This is a genomic window from Azonexus sp. GW821-FHT04F04 (assembly GCF_059420025.1).
The window spans coordinates 448,509-468,955 of the sequence record NZ_JBWKSX010000001.1 but is presented as its reverse complement, the minus strand read 5'-3'; the positions used below and the strand labels follow the sequence as shown (position 1 = coordinate 468,955).

The 20,447-nt window shown below is 61.3% G+C and carries 19 protein-coding genes; 4 read left to right on the top strand and 15 right to left on the bottom strand.

Going from position 1 to position 20,447, the window contains the following annotated elements:
- Nucleotides 1–11: 11 nt before the first annotated feature.
- From AC07TV_RS02270 to AC07TV_RS02215, 12 genes are all read right to left on the bottom strand, one after another.
- Nucleotides 12–410 (bottom strand): YchJ family protein, encoded by a 399-nt coding sequence (locus AC07TV_RS02270; protein WP_494646773.1) that lies wholly within the window; start codon nucleotides 408–410, stop codon nucleotides 12–14.
- The gene (locus AC07TV_RS02265) at nucleotides 407–1,324 is read right to left on the bottom strand and encodes a recombination-associated protein RdgC (RefSeq protein WP_494646772.1); all 918 of its coding nucleotides are present in this window, start codon (nucleotides 1,322–1,324) and stop codon (nucleotides 407–409) included. The genes AC07TV_RS02270 and AC07TV_RS02265 overlap by 4 nt, the downstream gene beginning before the upstream one ends.
- Nucleotides 1,325–1,527: 203 nt before the next feature.
- Nucleotides 1,528–2,148 (bottom strand): c-type cytochrome, encoded by a 621-nt coding sequence (locus AC07TV_RS02260; RefSeq protein WP_494646771.1) that lies wholly within the window; start codon nucleotides 2,146–2,148, stop codon nucleotides 1,528–1,530.
- A gap of 64 nt (nucleotides 2,149–2,212) precedes the next feature.
- On the bottom strand, nucleotides 2,213–2,944 hold the full coding sequence (gene trmB / locus AC07TV_RS02255; RefSeq protein ID WP_494646770.1) for a tRNA (guanosine(46)-N7)-methyltransferase TrmB: 732 nt from the start codon (nucleotides 2,942–2,944) through the stop codon (nucleotides 2,213–2,215).
- Nucleotides 2,941–3,723, bottom strand: a complete 783-nt coding sequence (locus tag AC07TV_RS02250) for a thiazole synthase (protein ID WP_494646769.1) — start codon at nucleotides 3,721–3,723, stop codon at nucleotides 2,941–2,943. Before AC07TV_RS02250 ends, trmB begins: the two co-directional genes overlap by 4 nt.
- A 12-nt stretch (nucleotides 3,724–3,735) precedes the next feature.
- On the bottom strand, nucleotides 3,736–3,939 hold the full coding sequence (gene thiS / locus AC07TV_RS02245) for a sulfur carrier protein ThiS (protein ID WP_494646768.1): 204 nt from the start codon (nucleotides 3,937–3,939) through the stop codon (nucleotides 3,736–3,738).
- 4 nt (nucleotides 3,940–3,943) lie between these two features.
- Nucleotides 3,944–4,723, bottom strand: coding sequence for an SDR family oxidoreductase (locus AC07TV_RS02240; protein WP_494646767.1), 780 nt, complete (start codon nucleotides 4,721–4,723; stop codon nucleotides 3,944–3,946).
- A complete protein-coding gene (locus AC07TV_RS02235; protein ID WP_494646766.1) occupies nucleotides 4,724–5,371 on the bottom strand; it encodes a thiol:disulfide interchange protein DsbA/DsbL in 648 nt (215 codons plus the stop codon). It lies immediately after the preceding gene.
- A 9-nt stretch (nucleotides 5,372–5,380) separates the two neighbouring features.
- Entirely contained in the window at nucleotides 5,381–5,995 is a 615-nt protein-coding gene (locus AC07TV_RS02230) for an SPOR domain-containing protein (protein ID WP_494646765.1), read from the bottom strand.
- A gap of 9 nt (nucleotides 5,996–6,004) precedes the next feature.
- Entirely contained in the window at nucleotides 6,005–7,768 is a 1,764-nt protein-coding gene (gene argS / locus AC07TV_RS02225; RefSeq protein ID WP_494646764.1) for an arginine--tRNA ligase, read from the bottom strand.
- Nucleotides 7,769–7,820: 52 nt separating this feature from the next.
- Complete coding sequence (locus AC07TV_RS02220) at nucleotides 7,821–8,327, bottom strand: DNA-deoxyinosine glycosylase (protein ID WP_494646763.1); 507 nt, start codon at nucleotides 8,325–8,327, stop codon at nucleotides 7,821–7,823.
- A gap of 14 nt (nucleotides 8,328–8,341) precedes the next feature.
- Nucleotides 8,342–9,862, bottom strand: a complete 1,521-nt coding sequence (locus AC07TV_RS02215; RefSeq protein WP_494646762.1) for a GGDEF domain-containing protein — start codon at nucleotides 9,860–9,862, stop codon at nucleotides 8,342–8,344.
- A 209-nt stretch (nucleotides 9,863–10,071) separates the two neighbouring features.
- On the opposite strand from AC07TV_RS02215, the gene ubiB reads away from it, so the two are divergent.
- The 3 genes from ubiB (at nucleotide 10,072) to AC07TV_RS02200 (ending at nucleotide 15,405) form a co-directional block, all read left to right on the top strand.
- Entirely contained in the window at nucleotides 10,072–11,592 is a 1,521-nt protein-coding gene (gene ubiB / locus AC07TV_RS02210; protein ID WP_494646761.1) for a ubiquinone biosynthesis regulatory protein kinase UbiB, read from the top strand.
- Between the two features lie 6 nt (nucleotides 11,593–11,598).
- Complete coding sequence (locus AC07TV_RS02205) at nucleotides 11,599–14,877, top strand: DEAD/DEAH box helicase (protein WP_494646760.1); 3,279 nt, start codon at nucleotides 11,599–11,601, stop codon at nucleotides 14,875–14,877.
- A gap of 87 nt (nucleotides 14,878–14,964) precedes the next feature.
- Entirely contained in the window at nucleotides 14,965–15,405 is a 441-nt protein-coding gene (locus AC07TV_RS02200; protein WP_494646759.1) for a DUF302 domain-containing protein, read from the top strand.
- 56 nt (nucleotides 15,406–15,461) lie between these two features.
- On the opposite strand, the gene AC07TV_RS02195 is transcribed toward AC07TV_RS02200, so the two are convergent.
- The 3 genes from AC07TV_RS02195 to pncC form a co-directional block, all read right to left on the bottom strand.
- Nucleotides 15,462–18,017, bottom strand: a complete 2,556-nt coding sequence (locus tag AC07TV_RS02195) for a response regulator (RefSeq protein ID WP_494646758.1) — start codon at nucleotides 18,015–18,017, stop codon at nucleotides 15,462–15,464.
- Nucleotides 18,014–19,153, bottom strand: a complete 1,140-nt coding sequence (locus AC07TV_RS02190; protein WP_494646757.1) for an FIST signal transduction protein — start codon at nucleotides 19,151–19,153, stop codon at nucleotides 18,014–18,016. Before AC07TV_RS02190 ends, AC07TV_RS02195 begins: the two co-directional genes overlap by 4 nt.
- An 82-nt stretch (nucleotides 19,154–19,235) precedes the next feature.
- Nucleotides 19,236–19,736, bottom strand: coding sequence for a nicotinamide-nucleotide amidase (gene pncC, locus AC07TV_RS02185; protein WP_494646756.1), 501 nt, complete (start codon nucleotides 19,734–19,736; stop codon nucleotides 19,236–19,238).
- 32 nt (nucleotides 19,737–19,768) lie between these two features.
- Here pncC and mobA point away from each other — a divergent pair, with 32 nt between their 5' ends.
- Nucleotides 19,769–20,365, top strand: a complete 597-nt coding sequence (gene mobA, locus AC07TV_RS02180; RefSeq protein ID WP_494646755.1) for a molybdenum cofactor guanylyltransferase MobA — start codon at nucleotides 19,769–19,771, stop codon at nucleotides 20,363–20,365.
- Nucleotides 20,366–20,447: the final 82 nt, after the last annotated feature.

Below are 20,447 nucleotides of genomic sequence, written 5' to 3'. Positions count from 1 at the left end.
GTTCGTTTTCTTCAGAGGGTGGGCGCGTCAATGTCGCCATCAAGGTAAAACCAGCGGCCGTCCTCGCGGACAAAACGGCTCAGTTCGTGCAGGCGATGGCCGCGCCCGGCGATGCGATAGCGGGCGACGAATTCGACGGTGGCGTGATTTTCATCCTGCTGCTGACAGCGTTTGATTTCCAGCCCGAGCCATTTGGTGCCGTCGTCCTCGGCCAGGTCCATGCTGGCCGGCCGGGTCGAGGGATGCCAGCTGGCCAGCAGGTAATCGGCCAGCTTGAGCACGTAGGCGCTGTAGCGCGAACGCATCAGCGCCTCCGGCGTCATTTCATTTTTGGCCGAAAAATGCAGTTGACCGCAGCATTCGGCATAACGCCTGCCGCTGCCACAGGGGCAGGCGTCTATATCCTTCATTGCGCTTCAACGACCTCGCCGCCCAGCGCTTCGAGCAGTTGTGGCAGGAAACGCGACAGCTCGCCGGTCATCAGCGCGAAATCGGCGTCGAATTGCTCGTCGGCGTGTTCGGCCGATTTCTCGGCCTCTTCCTTGAGCAGGTCGAGGAAGGCGAGGCGCTTGATTTCGAGCTTTTCGCCAAGGACGAAGGAGATGCGGTCGTCCCAGGTCAGTGCCAGCTTGGTCGGCATCTTGCCGGCCGCCAGGTGAGCCTTGATCTCGCCGCTGATCTCGTCGCCGTCGAGCGGGTGACGAACGTAACGCACTGCGGCCTTTTCCTCGCCGGCCGCCTTCAGTTCGCAATCGCGGTCGATGGTGAAACCGGCCGGCGCGTCGCCGCCCGCCAGCCAGTCGGCCATCGCGGCTTGCGGTGAAACCTGGGTGTGGAGCATGGTCAGCGGGAAGTCGTCGAGGCAATGGCGCAGATGCTCGATGACCTCTTCGGCCTTGGCCGGGCTGCCGGCATCGACGCAGAACCAGCCGTTTTGCGGATCAAGCCAGACGTAGGTCGTGCGGCGGCGGGTGAAGGCGCGCGGCATCAGTTCTTCCGTGACGCGCTCGCGCAATTCCTTGAGCTGCTTGCGCCCTGGCGCGTAGCCCTGCTGGGCTTCGACCAGTTCGGCGCGCTCCTTGACTTCGTCATTGACCACCGACGATGGCAGCAGGCGCTGCTCGACGCTCAGGGCGATCATCCACTGCTGGCCGAGCGAATAAACCAGCGCGCCATCGCGGCGCGGCGACACCCAGCCCCGGCTCATCGGCTGGTTGCTCGGGCACTTCACGAACGGGCCACGGGCCAGTTGCTCTTCGAATTTGGCGAGATCGACTGCCCAAGGCGTCGGCAGGCGGTAAAGCTGGAGATTACGGAACCACATGAATCATTCCCGGTTTGCTGTCATTGAGGCGCGAGAGTTTAACAGCCCGCCATCGTTGGCGCATGACGAGCCGACGACTACCGCCCGGACACGCATCGCCAGATGCCTGAACAGGCGGCCGTCTTGCCCCGGCAAAAATAAAAATGCCGACATCGAGCGATGCCGGCATTTTGCCGATCTGGCGGCCGGCAGGCCGCCGGGGCTTACTTGCTGGCGGCAGCGCCGCCCGTCTTGCTGACCATGAACTCGACGGCGGCCTTCATTTCGGCATCGCTCAGATTGGCCAGACCACCACGGGCCGGCATCGAGTTGTGGCCGTTGATAGCGGACTTGACCAAAGGATCGACGCCATTTTGCAAACGCGGTTTCCAGTCGTTCATATCACCCAGCTTCGGCGCGCCCTGTTTGCCACTGCTGTGGCATTCCTGGCAACGCTCCTTGACCACCTGTTCGCCAGTGCGCGACTTCGCGGTCTTGGCGACCTTCTTCGCATCGGCGGCCTTGCCGCCGCTAACCATGTAACCAACGGCACGCGTCATCTCGAGATCGGTCAAGGCGGCTTGACCGCCGTGGGCCGGCATATTGCGAACACCGGTAATGGCATTCTGCGTCAACTTGTCCAGACCTTTGGCGGCACGTTCTGCCCAGGCGGACTGATCGCCGATTTTGGGGGCGCCATCCTTGCCAGTCGTATGGCAGGCAGCGCAGACCGTGTCGACGACTTCCTTACCAGAACGATCGGCGGCAAGTGCGGGGGCAGAAGACAGCGCAAGGGCCAGGATGGGAAGCAATATACCGCTGACGGCAATTTTCATTTTTTTCATGATTTCCTCATTTTTTCTGACAAACACCGACTCTCATTCTACTCAGGAGCCATCAATCAGGCAGCTATTTTTTCCGGAAAATCACATCCCAAACGCCATGACCCAGGCGGATGCCGCGGTTCTCGAATTTGGTCAGCGGACGGTAGTCGGGGCGCGGCGCAAAGCCGTCGGCGCTGTTGACCAAAGTCGGTTCGGCCGAGAGGACTTCCAGCATCTGGTGGGCGTACTCTTCCCAGTCGGTGGCGCAGTGGAAATAGCCGCCCGGCTTGAGGCGCGAGGCGAGCAGCGCGACGAAGGGCGACTGGATGAGCCGACGTTTGTTGTGGCGAGCCTTGTGCCACGGGTCGGGGAAAAAGACATGGACGCCATCGAGCGAGGCTTCGGGCAGCATGTCGCGGACGACTTCGACGGCGTCGTGCTGGCAGATGCGCAGGTTAGTCAGTTCGCGCTCGGCGATCTGCTTGCACAGGGCGCCCACGCCCGGCACGTGCACTTCGACGCCGAGGTAATCGTTGTCGCGATTGGCATCGGCAATCCTGGCCGTGGTTTCACCCATGCCGGTGCCGATTTCGAGGATTTTCGGGGCATTTCGGCCGTAGACCGTGGCCAGGTCGATGGGCTGCGGGGCGTAGACGACGCCGATCTTCGGCATCATCTCGGCGTAGTAGTTTTCCTGGGCCGAGGACATGCGGCCGGCGCGACGGACGTAGCTTTTGATGTGGCCGTAGCCTTCGCGGCCTTCTTCGTAGACGCCTTCACCGACGGCAGCCGGTTGAATCAGGGGGGTAGCGCTCATGAGCCGATCAATCCGGAAGTCGGCGACGACGGGTCGGCCGAGTAGAGTTTGCGCGGCATGCGGCCGGCCAGATAAGCCTCGCGGCCCGCTTCGACCCCCTTCTTCATGGCGCTGGCCATGAGAACGGGGTTCTTGGCATGGGCAATGGCGGTGTTCATCAGCACGCCGTCACAGCCAAGCTCCATGGCAATCGCGGCGTCAGAAGCCGTGCCGACACCGGCATCGACGATCACTGGCACCTTGGCGTTGTCGATGATCAGGCGCAGATTCCACGGATTGAGGATGCCCATGCCGGAGCCGATCAGCGAAGCGAGCGGCATGACCGCGACGCAACCGATTTCTTCGAGCATCTTGGCTTGGATCGGGTCGTCCGAGCAGTAGACCATGACGTGAAAGCCATCCTTGACCAGGGTTTCGGCCGCCTTCAGGGTTTCCGGCATGTTCGGAAAAAGGCTGGTTGGGTCGCCGAGCACCTCAAGTTTGCACAGCGGATGACCGTCGAGCAGTTCGCGGGCCAGACGCAGGGTGCGCACGGCATCGTCGGCGGTGTAGCAGCCGGCGGTATTGGGCAGGATGGTGAATTGCGAGGGTGGCAGGGCGTCGAGCAAATTGGGCTGGCTCGGGTCCTGGCCGATGTTCATGCGGCGGATCGCCACGGTGACGATCTCCGAACCGGAGGCGTCGATGGCGGCACGGGTTTCGGCGAAATCCTTGTACTTGCCGGTGCCGACCAGCAAACGGGAACGGTACGCCTTGCCGGCGATAGTCAGTTGATGCATGGGGTAGGCTCCTTAACCGCCGCCAACGGCGACGACAATTTCAAGTTGGTCACCCGACACCAGCGCCGTCGTGGCGTGCTGGCTTTTGGGGACAATTTCGCCGTTGCGTTCAACAGCGATACGCTTGCCGGTGTAGCCGAGTTGCTCAATCAGGCCGGTCACGGTCAGCGTGTCGGAAAACTGGCGGGCTTCGCCATTGATCTTGAGTTCTAGCATCGGGCTATTTTAACAAGCCGCGCGGCTTGCGCGGGGCGCTTGTGAACAGGCGATCATATAGCCAGTTAGGCAGGACGCGCAGGACTTTGGCGACAACGCCCATTGGCCAAGGAATGACGGCATAGCTGGTACCCCGCGCGATCACCGTAGCGAAACGGGATGCCGCCTGATCGACCGGCAGCAAAAACGGCATTTTGTAGGGGTTGACCGCAGTCATCGGGGATTCGATGTAGCCCGGAGCAATGGTGACGACCTTGATGCCGTACGGGCGCATTTCAAGACGCAGGCTCTCCAGATAGGCGATGGCCGCCGCCTTCGAAGCCGAATAAGCCTCGGCGCCGGGCAAACCACGAATGCCAGCCACCGAGGCGATGCCGACCAGACGCTGCCTTTTGCGGCCGTCGCCAGCCGCCTTCATCGCCGGAATGAAGGGCGCGAAGGTCGCCGCCATGCCGAAAACATTGGTATCCATGACCCGACGAAAGACGTCGAGATCCTCTTCGAACTCGGTCAGCGTGCCGGCTGAAACGCCAGCATTGGCGATGATGATGTCCGGGGCGCCGAAGCGGGCAATGAAATCGGTAGCAGCGGCATGCAGGGCCGGGGCATCACTGACATCAAGCGCGTAACAGGCATGCCGACCGCCCAAACGCTGGTTCAATGCCTCGAGAAACTCGTTTCGCCGCGCCGCCAGGCCCAGGATGGCGCCCTCGGCGGCGTAGTAAACGGCAAGCGCCTCGCCGATTCCCGACGAGGCGCCCGTGATGAAGACTTTAAGCGTCAATTATTTCTTGCCGGCGCCCTTGGATTTCTCGCTGCGCGCCTGAGCGATCAGCTTGTCGGCCACGGCCAGCTTCTCGTTGAAACCCATGTCGCCGATCAGGAACTTGCCATCGACTGCCAAAGCCGGCACGCCCTGGATCTTGTAAGCCTGCGCCATCTGGTCGGCACGCTTGACCTTGCTCATGACACCGAAGGAATTGAAGGTTTCGCCAAATTTCTTGGCATCCACACCCTTCTTGACGACCCATTCGGTCAGCGTTCTTTCATCGAACAGATTGATGCGCTCGCCATGAATCGCCCGGAAAACGTCGCCTTCAAGACGATGCAGGTCGCCGGTGATTTCGAGCGCGTAGTAGAGCTTGGCGATGTTGGCCCAGGCTGCGCGCCCGAAGGTGATCGGCACCTTCTTGACGACCACGTCGGACGGCAGCTTGGCCGCCCAGGCGGTCAACAGCGGGTTGAAATCGGCACAATGCGGGCAGCCGTAGCTGAAAAACTCGAGCACCTCGATCTTGGCCGGATCCTCGGTCGGCTGGGCCGGACTAACCGGCGTGAACGCGGCGCCCTGAGCAAAAGACGGCATTGCCACGGTCAACCCGAAAAAAAGGGCAAAAATGGAACCGACGAAACTACGACGTGCATCCTTCATTCGCTACTCCTATTTGGCTAGTTGAGCTTCAACACCCGATTTGGCAAGCTCGGCACGGACTTTGTTCAATTCATCTATCTTCGTGTAGGGACCGACACGAACCCGATAGAAGGTCTTGTCCTGAATCATCACCTGCTGAACAACGGCCTCTATACCCATAAACGCCAGCTTGGCCTTTTGGTTGTCAGCATCCTGCGCCGTACTGAACGAACCGGCCTGCAGGAAGAGCGGCGTCTTCGACTCCTTGGGCTCGTCTTTCTTGGCTTCGTCCTTCTTCGGTTCTTCCGTCTTGGCATCCGGCTTGGGCGCCTTGTCGGGCACCGCGTCGGCCTTGCCGGGCAGGATGTCGTAGAACTGGAAACGTTTTTCCGGAATCGGATCACCCGGCTTGCCGGGCAACGCCAGCGGCTGGCTCGGCTGACCGTTCTTGCCATTGGCCGCGTCAGCCCGGGCCGGCGGCTGGGCCTTCTCGACAAAAGGCAGCGGCGACTTGTTGAGATACCAGACGACGCCTGCCGCCAAGCCGATACCGATGACCAGACCGATAAACATGCCGACCAGCGTGCCGCCGGCCGACTTCTTTTTTGCCGGCTGGCTCTTGCGGGGCTTCATATCGCGACTCATGGCAATTCCTTACATGGATTCCGGACAGCTGACGCCCAGAATGGTCAGTCCGTTGCGTATCGTCTGGCGGACGGCGATAGCCAGGGCGACGCGGGCATCGCGCAGCGCTGCATCATCGACCAGCATGCGCTCGGCGTTGTACCAGCCATGGAACTCGCCGGCCAGATCCTTCAGGTAGAAGGCGATCAGGTGCGGCGCCAGTTCGCGGGCTGCACTGTCGATGAGGTCGCGGAACTCGGTCAGCTTGCTGGCAATGGCCAGTTCGCGGGGATTGCTGAGCAGCGACAGGTCGGCATCTTCCAGTGCAGCCGGTTCGCCAGCCCACTGATTGACCACAGAGCAGATACGGGCGTGGGCGTACTGGATGTAATAGACCGGATTTTCGTTGGTCTGGCTCTTGGCTAGATCGAGGTCGAAATCGAGGTGCTGGTCGGACTTGCGCAGGGCGTAGAAGAAACGGCAGGCGTCGTTGCCGACCTCGCCGCGCAGCTCGCGCAGGGTGACGAACTCGCCTGAGCGCGTCGACATCGACGCCTTCTGGCCATTGCGGTAGAGCACTGCAAACTGGACGAGCGCCACCTGCAACTTGCCGGCATCCAAACCAAGGGCGGTGATTGCGCCATTGACGCGGGAAATGTAGCCGTGGTGATCGGCGCCCCAGATATTGATGACCTTGTCGAAACCACGCTCGAACTTGTTGAGGTGGTAGGCGATGTCCGAAGCGAAATAGGTGTAGAGACCGTTCTCGCGCTGGACGACGCGGTCCTTCTCGTCGCCAAAGGTGGTCGATTTGAACCAGCGGGCACCGTTCTGCACGTACAGATGGCCGTTCTTTTCGAGCAGATCGACGCAACGTGCAACCAGACCGGTGTCGAACAGGGCCTGCTCGGAGAACCAGACGTCGAAATGGACGCCGAATTGCTCAAGATCGTCGCGGCAATCGGCCAACTGCTCGGACAAGGCATGCTGATGGACGTAGGTCCAGTCGGCACCGAGCAAGGTCTTGGCGTTAGCGATCAAGGCATCGAGATGCTGGTCGCGCTGGCGCTTGGCCTCGTCGTCAGCCCGCTCGGCATCCGGCAAGCCGGGCGTTCCGGCCAAAACATCTGCCGCCGGACGGACGAACTTGGTGCCATGCGCCGCGCTCATCTGCTTGGCCATGTCGCGCACGTAGTCGCCTTGATAGGCATTGGGCAGGAAGGGTACGTCGACGCCGTTCTGCGCCAGGTAACGCAGCCAGGTCGACAAGCCCAAGATATCCATCTGCCGGCCGGCGTCGTTGACGTAGTACTCGCGCGTCACATCCCAGCCGGCGAAAGTCAGCAGGTTGGACAATGAGGCGCCATAAGCCGCGCCACGGCCGTGACCAACGTGCAGCGGACCGGTCGGGTTAGCCGAGACGAACTCGACCTGCACCTTCTGCCAGCCACCCAGCGTCGACCGCCCGAAATTCTCTCCCTCGGCCAGCACGGCCTTGACGACACTGGTCTTGGCGCCGGCATCGAGGGTGAAATTGATGAACCCGGCCCCGGCCACATCGGCTTTGGTGACCAGCGCCGAGACGGGCAGTTCATTGACCAACTGCTGGGCAATCTCACGCGGATTTTTCTTCAGCGCCTTGGCCAACTGCATGGCCAGGTTGGTCGCGAAGTCACCGTGCGTCGGATCGCGTGGACGCTCCAGATGAATGGGGGTATCGGTTGCGGTCGGCGCAACGCTGGCCAGCGCCTGTTGGAGGAGGGCGGTCAGCTGGGATTTAACGTCTAGGGGCATTGATTTGGGGCGAAAATTTGCAAAACGTCGATTATACGCTGCCGATCCCGACTTATTTGGCCGGAGCAACAATCGCCGACCATGCCGCAAGCTTGTCGGCGTAACTGCTGGCGGCATGGGCCGGACTGGTGGACGGCAAGCGAATCAATTGCAAATCCGCCCCCGGCAATCCGGGCAGCACATGACGGCGAAAGGCCGCCTCAGCTGCACCGCCATTGAAAAAAACACGACGAATGCCACGGTGAACGGCAAAAAAGGCTGAAAAATCGTTAACGCAAACCGAGGCCTTGACGATATCGGCATCGAGACTACCCGGGCGCTCACCCGCCGCGATCACATCCCACAGCGCAATGCCCGCCGCCCGCAATTTTTCCAGCCGCTGGGGATAAGGCAAAGCGGGTCCGGCGCCAATCAAATCACCCATGATTCGCCAGAAGGCGTTCTGCCGGTAGGCATAATATTCCTGCGCCGCCAGCGACGCCTTGCCCGGCAGGCTGCCAAGAACGAGCAGCCGAGCCGACGGGTCGGCAACCGGTGGGAAACAGTGACTCAGCGACACCCGAAAATCAGCTGTCAGCCGCCCATCACGCGGTTCTTGCCGGCGCGCTTGGCCAGGTACATGGCCTGGTCGGCCCGCCGGATGGCATCGGTACCCGACTCGTCGGCCGCCAGCTGGGCCACCCCGGCACTGAAGGTAATCAGAATCTTCTCGTTCCCCGCCATGTAGATGGCCTTGGTCAACTCCCGCTGCAAGCGGGCCATTGCCTCGATGCCCTGATCAAGGGTCGTTTCCGGCATCAAGACGACGAACTCTTCACCGCCGTAGCGGGCCAGCGTATCGCTCGGCCGCATGTTGCGACGTGCCACATCGGCCAGATGAACCAAGGCACGGTCGCCAGCCTCGTGACCGAGACGATCGTTCAAGCGCTTGAAATTGTCGATATCGAGCAGGCTGACCGACAAAGGCGTTTCCTTGCGCCGCACGCTTGAAACCTCACGCTCCATGGCCTCATCCAGCCCCTTGCGATTCAGGGCATCGGTCAGCGGATCGTGGCGGGCAAGAGCGCTGGCACTATCCAGCTCCTGGTGCAGGTGCATCAGTTCTGCCTCGGTAACCACCACCTTGTCCTGCAGGCTCTTCAATTGCTCACGCGAGTGTGCCGTCTCCTCGGCCATTGCATGCGTCGCCGCGATGACGTCATCGAGCAGCGGTTTCAGATCCCCGATGCTGGATATCTGTTCGATCTGGCGTGCGCTGGCTTCGATCCGCCCCTCGAAGTCAGTACTCGACTTGTTCATCACGCCCAAACGCTCGATGAACTCGGCAAGCATCTGGCGCATTTCTGCCTGCGCTTCGACCGAACGCGACTTGGCACGCCCCTGCTTTTCCATCACGTCGCGCAGGCGACGCTCCATTTCATCAAGATGGCGCAGCGTCAGCGGCGGTGCCACACTGGCCAGCAGGCCGTCGATCTGCCCCTTGAGCCAGTTGTCGTCCGTACTTAATTCACCGATATTTTCAATAATCAGATGCAGCAACTTGAGCAGGGAGCCCTTGATCTCGACCTGCTCCTCCGCCGCAAAGACAGCCTGATGCGTCAGGCTGCCAAAAAGTGCCTGGACCTGCGCAATATCTACCGTCGGCTGCCGCAGCAACAGCAGCAACTCGCCGGCCACACTGAGAACCCGGGAGTCTTCCTCACCAAGTGCCGGCAGCACGCATTCGACAAAACGCGCCAGCTTGCCAGCGAACTCACGGGGCAAGGGCTGCGCAAGGTGTTGCACACCCCCCTCAAGGACGCGGGACTCGCCAGCCAGAGCAAAGGCAACCAAGGACTCTTTGATCCCCTGCCAGCTACGCTTGGAAATTGCGCTGGCGAGCCTGTCCAACTGCCTCTCCTGCTCTTCATTCCGGGCCGGCAAGTCACTCAGCAACTCGCGTAGCGGCCCCTCAGGAAACGGCGGCAGATTGGGTAGATTGGCGATTTCATTGTAGCAAGCCTGATAATTGGCCGGCGTCGGAGCCAATTGACTGGTCGCCAGACGCTTGAGCGCCTCACGAGCAATAACGGAGGGGTGTTTCGGTTCGTTCATCGACGCTTCGAATGACTAATGGTGGCTAAGCATGACACCGGCAGGTTTCATTATTGAGTTTATCCTATTGCCCACACCAACTTGCAAGATTGTTGGTGCCCCACCCTGCCGCCTCAAACAGTCACAAATCACGGGGGCGTAACCGCCGTTGGCGTGTTAACATGCTCGTTTAGCGATTTTGCCCGGCCCGGCCGGCGTTTACAGTCCACATGCGTCTCTTTCGTTTGCTCAAGATCGCCTCAGTCGCCAGCCGTTTCGGCCTCGACGAAATGGTGCTCGAACACGAGCCGAGCGGTCGCCTGGTACGCCTCGCCAACGCCCTGCAATTCTGGCGCGACCTGTCCACGCCACGCGCCGTTCGCCTGCGCCTTGCCCTCGAATCGCTCGGGCCCATTTTCGTCAAGTTCGGCCAGGTACTGTCTACGCGACGCGACTTGATGCCGATGGACATTGCCGACGAACTGGCCAAACTGCAGGATCGCGTCCCGCCTTTCGCCTCCGATCTCGCCCTCGCCGAAATAGAGAAGGCCTATGGCCGACCAGCCAGCGAGGTCTTTGCCGAATTCGACCCGACGCCAATCGCCTCGGCGTCGATCGCCCAAGTCCATTTCGCCAAGCTGCATGCCGAAGATGGCGGCCATGAAGTAGCCGTCAAGGTATTGCGCCCCAACATGCTTTCGGTCATCGAGCACGATCTGGCGCTCATGGACAACCTGGCCATGCTGCTAGAAAAGCTGTGGGCCGATGGCAAGCGCCTGAAACCACGCGAAGTGGTCGCCGAATTTGCCAAGTACCTGCGCGACGAGCTCGACCTCATGCGCGAAGCAGCCAATGCCTCGCAACTGCGCCGCAACTTCACCGATTCGAAGCTGCTGATCGTCCCCGAGATTTACTGGGACTTCTGCACGTCGACCGTGATGGTCATGGAGCGCATGAAGGGCACGCCGATCTCGCAGATCGACAAACTGCGCGCCGATGGCATCGACCTCTCCAAGCTGTCTGCGGCCGGCGTCGAAATTTTCTTCACCCAGGTTTTCCGCGACGGCTTTTTTCATGCCGACATGCATCCCGGCAACATTTTCGTCGCCCCGGATGGCCGCTACATCGCGCTCGATTTCGGCATCGTCGGCACGCTGACCGATTCCGACAAGAACTACCTGGCGCAGAACTTCCTGGCCTTCTTCCGCCGCGACTACAAACGCGTTGCCGAAGCGCACATCGAATCCGGCTGGGCCCCAAAAGACACCCGGGTCGACGAGTTCGAAGCCGCCATCCGCGCCGTCTGCGAACCAATATTTGATCGTCCCCTCAAGGACATTTCATTCGGCAAGGTGTTGCTCCGCCTGTTCCAGACTTCGCGCCGTTTCAACGTCGAAATCCAGCCGCAACTGGTCATGCTGCAAAAAACGCTGCTCAACATCGAAGGCCTCGGTCGCCAGCTCGACCCGGAACTCGACCTGTGGACCACCGCCAAGCCCTTCCTTGAGCGCTGGATGAGTGAGCAGATTGGCTGGCGCGGACTGATCCGCAGCTTCAAACAGGAAGCTCCCTATCTGGCCCGCACCATTCCGCAACTGCCGCGCCTTGTCCATCAGGCGCTGGCCCAGCCGGCCAGGCCTGACCTGCAACCGCAAATCGATCGCCTGATCGCTGCCCAGCACCAGCAAAACCGCTGGCTGGCCGTTATCGCCTTGCTTCTCGCCCTGCTCCTCGGCGCGCTGCTTGCCTGACCGCCGATGGCCGTAGTCAACCTCACCACCTTCACTGAAGAGAACATCGCCGAGTGGTTCGCCACACGCGATATCAACAAGGCCCGCCCCTACGTCGACCTGGTGCGCGACCTGACCATCGAAGGCAGCCAGATGCGTGCCCTGGTCCCCGGTTCGTCAAGCGAGCCTTACGTCGCACAGGCTTACCTGAGTCAGGCCCAGAGCGGCGAAATGACGGTAATCAGCCGCTGCACCTGCTCAGCCGGCAAACATTGCAAGCACGTTGCCGCCATGCTGCTTAGGGCCATCGAAGAACGCAATCCGAAGGAACCGGTCAGTGGCAGCGCCCTGTCCTGGCTCGAAGACCTGCGCCGCGTCTCGGTCGCTGTCGCCAAAAAGAAAGCCCGGCCGGCCAGCGCCCGCCAGCAACTTTTCTACATCCTGAAATGGACGGCCGACAAGCGTCAGTTCGGCATTGAGATCCGCAAGGGCAAGTATCCGGAGAGCGCCGAGGAATGGTGGAAGGTGGACCGGGCGCTGGTCACGCCGCCGCAGTTCGTCAATGAAGAAGACCTCGGCATCCTGCGCCTGATCTGGGCTGACCGTGGCCACGAAACCGGCTTGCGTGCCTTTGGCCTGGGCCCCAAGCATGGAGCCGAAATCCTGCAGCGTATGGCGGCCAGCCACCGGCTTTACCCGGAGGACGACCTCGGGCTGCCGCTCAACGCCGGCCCGACCCGGCCGGCCAGCATCGGCTGGCAGGTCGATGGCATGGGTTTCCAGCGGCCGCATTTGAAGCCAGATCCATCTGCCGAGATGATCGTCGCCGTCGATCCCCCGTGGTACATCGATCTGGCCGAGGGCGAGGCCGGGCCGCTGGAAGTGACCGGCAACCCGGACGTGATCAACCGCCTGTTCTCGCTGCCGCCGCTCTCGGCCAACGAAGCCGCGCTGGTCGCCGAAGCACTGTCCGAACTGGCGCCCGACCTGCCGCTGCCCGGCTCCGATGCCGGCGCCCGCCTGCGCCTGGTTGACGCTCCGCTGATTCCGATCCTGCAACTGGAAACCCTGCACACGCACGGCCACCGGGCCTGGCGCAGCTATCCTCAGAACTTCGGCGGCGGCCCCTTTGATGTCGCCAAGATTATTTTCCGCTATGGCGATGCCGAGGTTCGCCCCGAAGAAAAGAGCGAGTTCATCACCCTGCCGGAAGGCGAGACCATCCGCCTGATGCGCCGCCCCGAAGATGAAGCCAAGGCGCTGCAGGCGCTTGAAGGCTGTGGCCTGCAAAAGATCCCCGGGCACACGCTGCACACTTTTGGTAGCCCGCCGGAAGGCATTTACGGGCTGGCCGAAGAGGCCAGCTGGGTGCCGTTCATGCAGGATGGTACCCAGCGTCTCAAGGAAGCTGGCTGGCAGGTCGAATTCCCCGAGGATTTCCGTCACCACGTCATCGAGGTCGATGGCTGGGAGGCCGAACTTTACGAGGCCGACAACGGCTGGTTCAACCTCGACATGGGCGTCATGGTCGAGGGCGAGCGTCTGCCGCTGGCGCCCTTGCTGGCCAACCTGTTCCGCACCGACCCGCGCTGGCTGGAAGCGGCCGAACTCGAGCGCGTTCCCGATGACGAGGGCATTGATCTCTACACCGCCCGCGGCAAGCGCCTGCGCGTCCCGGCCGGTCGTCTCAAGCCGCTGGCCGCGACGCTGATCGACCTGTTCGACGGCTTTACCGGCGGCAATACCCTACGCCTGTCGCGCTTCGACGCACCACGCCTGGCCGAGTTGTCCGATATCAGCCGCTGGCAGTTCCGCGGCCAGAGCGACATCATGGCGCTGGCCGAGCGCCTGCTCAAGGCGCAGGGTATCGGCGACGTCGAGCCGCCGGCCGGCTTCAAGCTCGAACTGCGCCCCTACCAGAAAGAAGGCCTGGCCTGGCTGCAGTTCCTGCGCGAGCACGATCTGTCGGGCATCCTGGCCGACGACATGGGTCTCGGTAAAACAGCCCAGACGCTGGCCCATCTGTTGATGGAAAAGGAAGCCGGGCGCCTCGACAAGCCGGCGCTGATCATCCTGCCGACCTCGCTGATCTTCAACTGGAAGAACGAGGCAGCGCGCTTCGCCCCCGGCCTCAAGGTGCTGTCACTGCACGGCCCGGAACGCAAGGTCCTGTTCCCGCAAATCATGCAGCACGACGTGGTGCTGACGACCTATCCGCTGCTCTGGCGCGATGCTGAGGAATTGATGCAGCACAGTTACCACCTGCTCATTCTCGACGAGGCGCAGACGGTCAAGAACGCCCAGAGCCAGAGCGCCGAGGCGGTGCGCAAGGTCGATGCCCGGCATCGCCTGTGCCTGACCGGTACGCCGCTGGAGAACCACCTAGGGGAACTGTGGAGCCAGTTCGACTTCCTGCTCCCCGGCTTCCTCGGCACCAGCAAGCAGTTCACCCGCCACTGGCGGACGCCGATCGAGAAGCAGGGCGACCTCCGGCGCCGCACCCTGCTCGCCCGCCGCATCCGGCCCTTCATCCTGCGCCGAAAAAAGGAAGACGTCGCCCAGGAACTGCCGCCGAAAACCATCATCATCCGCAGCGTCGAACTCGAAGGCGCCCAGCGCGACCTCTACGAAACGGTACGCGCCGCGATGGATGCCAAGGTCCGCGATGAAATTGCCAATCGCGGCTTTGCGCGCAGCCAGATCGTCATCCTCGATGCCCTGCTCAAGCTCCGTCAGGTCTGCTGCGACCCGCGCCTGGTCAAGGCCACGGCGGCCCGCAAGGTGCCGGAACGGGCCAAGCTCGACCTGCTCATGGCGATGCTGCCCGAACTGGTCGATGAAGGCCGCAAGGTTCTGGTTTTCTCGCAATTCACCAGCATGCTGGCCCTGATCGAGCACGAACTCGACAAGATGGGCATCGCCTACGTCACGCTGACCGGTGACACGGTAGACCGCGAAGTGCCGATCCGCCGCTTCCAGGATGGCGAAGTGCCGATCTTCCTGATCAGCCTCAAGGCTGGTGGCGTCGGCCTTAACCTGACCGCTGCCGACACCGTGATCCACTACGATCCGTGGTGGAATCCGGCCGTCGAAAACCAGGCCACCGACCGTGCCCACCGCCTCGGCCAGGACAAGCCAGTGTTCGTCTACAAGCTGATCGTCAGCGGCAGCATCGAGGAAAAGATCCTCGCCCTGCAGGAACGCAAGGCGGAACTGGCTGCCGGTATCCTGTCAGACGACTATCGCGTCGACGTCAAGTTCGGCACGGACGATCTCGCCGCGCTGTTCGAGCCGCTGCCAGAATAAGGTTTTGGGCCGTTTTTTCGCGTCGACCGCAGGCGAGGGACATCGCCTACAATGAGCGCATCAGTAATCGCTAATACAGGAACCAACATGCGCCACCTCACATTTCTGCTTTGCTTCGCGCTGGCCGCTACAGTGGCCCAGGCCGAAGAGTGGATGGTCAAGAGAAAGCTGACCAGCAATTTTGCCGACACCCGCGACGCTGTCGTCATGGCCATCGAAAACCGCGGGCTGGTGATCAATTACACCTCGCATATTGCCGACATGCTGAACCGCACCGGCAGTGACATCGGCGCAACGCGTCAGATCTTCGAGCAGGCGGAAATCATCGAATTCTGCTCGGCCGGTCTGTCGCGCAAAATGATGGAAATGGACCCGCACAACATCGTGTTCTGTCCATTTGCGATCTCGATCTACACGCTGCCCGGCGAGAAAAATACAACCTGGGTCAGCTATCGGCAGCCGAAAGGCCCCGCCGCCAAGATAGTTGCCCCGCTGCTCCAGGCGATTGCCGCCGAAGCGGGTCTTTAGGACTTCAAATTTGGCGGTTTTTTCCGGTTGACCGTGGCAAGCCCGGAAAAACTCGGTCAGACGACCAGTGTGCCGCCGAGCCAGTGGTAAAGGGCCGTATAGAGCAAAGTCGGATTGACCGGTTTGGCGACGAAGTCATTCATGCCGGCCTGCAGACATTGTTCGCGGTCCTCGGCAAAGGCATTGGCGGTCATCGCCAGGATTGGCAAGTCCTGGCGATTGGCCAGCTGGCGGATGCGCCTGGTCGCCTCGAGTCCGTCCATACGCGGCATCTGCATGTCCATGAGGACCAGTGCATATTCCTTGCTGGCCACCTTGGCGACCGCTTTGGCCCCGTCCTCGGCAACATCGATCGCCAGGCCAACATCTTCCAGCAGCATCTGCGCCACTTCCAGATTGATCGGGTCGTCCTCGACCAGCAGCACCAGGCGCCCGGCAAATTTGCGGCTGAGCATGGCCTCGATATCGCCGCCCTGCAGCGGGGATGACGGGTTTCTGACCTCGGCCAGCTGCCGTTTCAGGCGCGCCGTAATCCAGAAAACACTGCCCTTGCCGGGTGTGCTCTCGCCCCCTGCCTCGCCGCCCATCAACACGGCCAGATGCCGGGTAATCGCCAGCCCAAGGCCAGTGCCGCCGTACTTGCGGGTGGTCGACGCATCGGCCTGCTCGAACGGGGAAAACAGCCGGACCAAGGCGTCCGGCTCGATACCGATGCCGGTATCCGACACCTCAAGCCGGATCAGCACGCTGTCGGCATTCTCCTCAAGCACCTTGCTGCGCAGGCGGATCGTGCCGCTCTCGGTAAATTTGATCGCATTGTTGGCATAGTTGAGCAACGCCTGGCGCAGCCGCGTCGCGTCACCGAGCAGGCAGCCGGGCAAGACCGCCGATTCGACGCGCAAGGCCAGATTCTTCTCACGCGCCCGCCCAGCCAGCATCTCGGCGACTTCATTCATCAGGCGGGACAGCACAAGCGGCGCCTGTTCGAGCACCAGCTTCCCGGCTTCGATCTTCGACAGATCAAGAATGTCATCGATGATCGCCAGCAAATGCTGGCCCGAGGCTTCGATGCGATTCAAGGGCACGCTCAAGGCGTCATCCACCCCGCCACGACGCATCAGGTACACCGAGCCGAGGATGGCGTTCATCGGCGTCCGGATTTCATGGCTCATGTTGGCCAGGAAGGCGCTCTTCGCCTTGGTCGCCGACTCGGCGAGATCCTTCGCCTCGCGCAACTCCTGCTCGCCCCGCTTGCGTTCACTGATGTCGCTGACAAAGGTGATGTAGCGCGCTGGTTCAGTTGCACTTTCCGGCCGGTAATAGATGTTGATGTGCACCGGGATCAGATGGCCGTCGCGATGCTGGTTCGTCGTATCCATGCTGGCCCCGCCGGTTCGCCGCATTTCCGTCGTCGCCTCGGCAAAGCCGCCGGGCCGGATGGTCGGGTCGATATCGGGCACGCTGAGGTGAAGCAGTTCGTCGACCGAATACCCGAGCATTTCGGCCGCGACATGATTGACGTAAACAAAATGCCCGTCAGCATCGACCCAATGAATACCCAGCCCGACCCGGTCCATCGCAAACTGGGTTTGTTCAAGTCTGGCATTGGCTTGCGCCAGATCGCGGGTGCGTTCAGCCACCATCGCTTCAAGATGGCGCCGATGCTGCTCCAGTTCCGCCTCGCTTTTGCGCAAGGCCTCCTCGATGCGGCGCCGCTCAGTAATTTCTCGCGATACGCCGAGCACGCCGATCAAATAGCCGTCTTTGTCGCGCATCGGCGTTTTGATGGTCTCAAACAGCCCACGATAGCCGTTATCGGCGAAGGTCAGCCACTCCTCATTCACCGTCGGACCACCAGCGGCAGCAGCCGCACGGTCATTGGCACGGAAAAATTCGGCCATTTCATGGCTGACGAAATCGTCATCGGTGCGACCGACAATGTCATATTCGCTGGCATTGTAAAGCCGGGAAAAGGCCGGATTGCACGACAGATAAACGCCGTTCGGATCCTTTACCCAGGCCAGGTCGGGAATCGCGTCATAGAGCGAATCGAGAAAAGCCCGCTCACGTTCACTTTGGGCCAAGGCCACCGCCAGTTCCGCCCGCGCGTCATCGCGGTCGTCGGCCAGAGCCTGGGTCAAGCGCTCATTATTGCGGCAAAGAATGATCGCCTTGGCCAGATTGGCGAGGACCGGCTGGAATATCTGCGTCAGCGGCAGATCGGAGGGGGGTGCGGCAGGCGCCAGGAGCAGGATGGTGTAGCGCTCGTCGACCGGCAGTAGAAGACAATGGCTGTAGGCTTGATCGATCGACAAGGGACGAAGCAAGTCGGGATCATCCAGCAACCTGACCTTTCCGGACAACAGGCCACTCGGCAAGTTAAAACGCGTCCCGTGACGCTCGGCCAGCAGGTAATCGCCGATGGAGTTCTCCAGAATGGCCGACATCCCGAACTCAGTGGCATTCGGTGCGGCAAGGACAACACCAGCCGGGAAAGATGTATGAAACAACAGGCGTTGCAGCGTTTTTTTGAGCAGACTATCGAGACCTAGCTCGCCACCTATCGTCAGCGAAAGGTCATAGAGAACACTGAGAATCTGCTCGCGGTTCATGCCATCGGCCAAGGCGAACAAACCAGCGTAGCATTGTGGAACATCGGGTAGCCCCAGCGCACCGTGCTGCCGATTTCCCCCAGCGAGAGGGCGCCCCCCATCTCGCCAGCCCTCGTTTCCGCCTGCAGCTCGGCCAGTTCCTTTTCAGCATCTTTACCAAGATGCATGCGCCGACCGGCACAATAAAAGGTCAGCACCTGAGCTCCCTGCATCGGGCCATGGGCGCCACGCAGACGATCAGCCAGCCGCACAATGCAGCCGTGCGCGCCCGCCGCCGGCGCCTGCAGCAACACCAGCATGGCATTCTCGGGAATTTCGCCGACACAATAGAGCGAACCATCATCGGTCAAAGCCACGGGAATACGCACCACGACATCGCCATTGGCACGCAGGATACCGAAGGGAAAATGTACGGCGTATTCGTAGAAATTGTCGCGCTGCAGATCGATGCCGTATTGCGCCTTGATAATTTCCTGATAGACGTCGAATGCAGGTCGCCAGTCAATCATCGCGATCCGGTTGCCTTCGGTCGACGTCGCGCTCATCGCCTGCTCAGGCTGCGCGAAGCCATGCTCGAGTGTCGGCGCCATGTTGCCGGGCAACAGCAGGCCAAGTACGCCATCGCCGACCACCTGTATTTCGTCGAACAGACAAGGCATCGGCTGGAAAGTCTCGCTCCCCGCGTTGACCCCGCCATATTCGACACGATTCGAGAGTTCGAGATAGATGTCGTCAAGGATGCTGGCCACGTTCGGCACCATGCCATCAAAGAGCAGGAACAATGTCGGTTTTGGCGCCCCGGGCGGACAGTTCTTCAAGCCCTCACGTGCCGCCGCGACAACAGCGCTGGCAGCATTATCCGTGGCGTTCACGGCAGGCAACAAGAAATGCGGCGGCATCTGATCGAAGCAAAGCAGCCAGACGCCATGGGTCAAAAAAGTTTCTTGCCGAATCAGCGCAGGAAAGATTCCCCCGGCCAACGCCAACCCATGCTGCCGGCAGGCTGCCTGCAATACAGGCAGACGGTCTTTTTCCGCTTCCGGCAACAAGGCGACAACCCCCGCCGCGGCTTGCCTCGGAGACCATTCGTTCAGCGCCTGCTCGATGGACTCGCGATTCAGTTCAACGTAAAGCATCGATCTCACCCGGCCGACTTTCCATGGTGCATTTTTTGAATTTTTGTATTGTTTACGAGTATCCCGGAAAACCCCGACCGCCTCAAGCGATATAGACAGCCGCGGTCAGGCGGTCGATCAGGCCGGCAAGTGCGTGGCGGACGGATTGCTCGCGAACCATGGCCCGGTCGCCGCTGAAATGACAGGTCTGAGCCTCGCACCCCCCGTCTTTACGGGCCCAGGCGAAACAAACCATCCCCACTGGCTTTTCTGGTGAACCGCCTCCCGGCCCGGCAATGCCGGTAATCGCCACCGACCAGTCGGCTCGACTGTTTGCCAGAACTCCCTGAGCCATGGCCCTCGCCACCGCCTCAGAAACAGCGCCATGGCGCTCCAGAGTGCTTTCAGGAACGCCAAGCATATCGACTTTGGCGGCGTTCGAGTAAGTCACGAAACCGCGGTCGAACCACGCCGAACTGCCGGCGATGGCCGTTACCGACTGGGCGAGCCAGCCGCCAGTACAGGATTCGGCTGCCGCCAGCCATTCGCCACGCTCGAGGAGCAGACGACCCAGACCTTCGGCAAGTTTTTCCAGTTCGGACATAATGCTCAATCCTAGCACGCGCCCCGAAACGAATGCCGACCATTGCCACCATACAACCCGAAGCGCTGATCACCGGTGTGATCCTCGCCGGGGGCCAAGGAACACGCATGGGCGGCGTCGACAAAGGCCTGCAGTTGCACGCTGGGAAAGCGCTGGTCAGGCACGTCGCCGAAAGACTGGCCCCCCAGGTTGATCAGCTCATGATCAATGCCAACCGCAACGAAGCAGCCTATACGGCCTTTGGCTATCCGGTGTTTGCCGATCGGATAACCGGCTTCGCCGGGCCGCTGGCCGGACTTCATGCCGCCCTGAGTGCTGCCAGCACGCCACTGGTGCTCACCGTGCCCTGCGATTCACCCGGATTGCCGCTTGATCTGGTCGGTCGTTTGCACGACGCGCAGCAGAGCAGTCATGCAAACCTGGCCATCGCCACGGCGGGCGGCCGTCTTCACCCGGTTTTCTGCCTGTGCCGCCGCTCGCTATTGGCACAACTCGAAGCCTATCTGCTGGGCGGCGGGCGCAAGGTTGCGGCATGGTGTGCCGACATGGGCGCCATCGAAGTCGATTTTTCGGACCAGTGCCAAGCCTTCGACAATTTCAACACCCTGGGCGACCTGACCAGAAGCTGAGTTCGCCAAGAACCTGTGGAAAACCGATATTGCACCGCAACATATTCAAGCTATACTCGATGCGCAGGAACAATAATTGTCC

What these genes read in the sequence shown, in the direction of transcription:
- trmB (WP_494646770.1), bottom strand. Translation starts at nt 2,944, where the DNA reads ATGAGCGCTACCCCCCTGATTCAACCGGCTGCCGTCGGTGAAGGCGTC.
- AC07TV_RS02205 (WP_494646760.1), top strand. Translation starts at nt 11,599, where the DNA reads ATGGCCGTAGTCAACCTCACCACCTTCACTGAAGAGAACATCGCCGAG.
- AC07TV_RS02260 (WP_494646771.1), bottom strand. Translation starts at nt 2,148, where the DNA reads ATGAAAAAAATGAAAATTGCCGTCAGCGGTATATTGCTTCCCATCCTG.
- AC07TV_RS02235 (WP_494646766.1), bottom strand. Translation starts at nt 5,371, where the DNA reads ATGAAGGATGCACGTCGTAGTTTCGTCGGTTCCATTTTTGCCCTTTTT.
- argS (WP_494646764.1), bottom strand. Translation starts at nt 7,768, where the DNA reads ATGCCCCTAGACGTTAAATCCCAGCTGACCGCCCTCCTCCAACAGGCG.
- AC07TV_RS02265 (WP_494646772.1), bottom strand. Translation starts at nt 1,324, where the DNA reads ATGTGGTTCCGTAATCTCCAGCTTTACCGCCTGCCGACGCCTTGGGCA.
- AC07TV_RS02195 (WP_494646758.1), bottom strand. Translation starts at nt 18,017, where the DNA reads ATGAACCGCGAGCAGATTCTCAGTGTTCTCTATGACCTTTCGCTGACG.
- AC07TV_RS02270 (WP_494646773.1), bottom strand. Translation starts at nt 410, where the DNA reads ATGAAGGATATAGACGCCTGCCCCTGTGGCAGCGGCAGGCGTTATGCC.
- AC07TV_RS02215 (WP_494646762.1), bottom strand. Translation starts at nt 9,862, where the DNA reads ATGAACGAACCGAAACACCCCTCCGTTATTGCTCGTGAGGCGCTCAAG.
- AC07TV_RS02200 (WP_494646759.1), top strand. Translation starts at nt 14,965, where the DNA reads ATGCGCCACCTCACATTTCTGCTTTGCTTCGCGCTGGCCGCTACAGTG.
- ubiB (WP_494646761.1), top strand. Translation starts at nt 10,072, where the DNA reads ATGCGTCTCTTTCGTTTGCTCAAGATCGCCTCAGTCGCCAGCCGTTTC.
- AC07TV_RS02230 (WP_494646765.1), bottom strand. Translation starts at nt 5,995, where the DNA reads ATGAGTCGCGATATGAAGCCCCGCAAGAGCCAGCCGGCAAAAAAGAAG.
- AC07TV_RS02190 (WP_494646757.1), bottom strand. Translation starts at nt 19,153, where the DNA reads ATGCTTTACGTTGAACTGAATCGCGAGTCCATCGAGCAGGCGCTGAAC.
- pncC (WP_494646756.1), bottom strand. Translation starts at nt 19,736, where the DNA reads ATGTCCGAACTGGAAAAACTTGCCGAAGGTCTGGGTCGTCTGCTCCTC.
- thiS (WP_494646768.1), bottom strand. Translation starts at nt 3,939, where the DNA reads ATGCTAGAACTCAAGATCAATGGCGAAGCCCGCCAGTTTTCCGACACG.
- mobA (WP_494646755.1), top strand. Translation starts at nt 19,769, where the DNA reads ATGCCGACCATTGCCACCATACAACCCGAAGCGCTGATCACCGGTGTG.
- AC07TV_RS02250 (WP_494646769.1), bottom strand. Translation starts at nt 3,723, where the DNA reads ATGCATCAACTGACTATCGCCGGCAAGGCGTACCGTTCCCGTTTGCTG.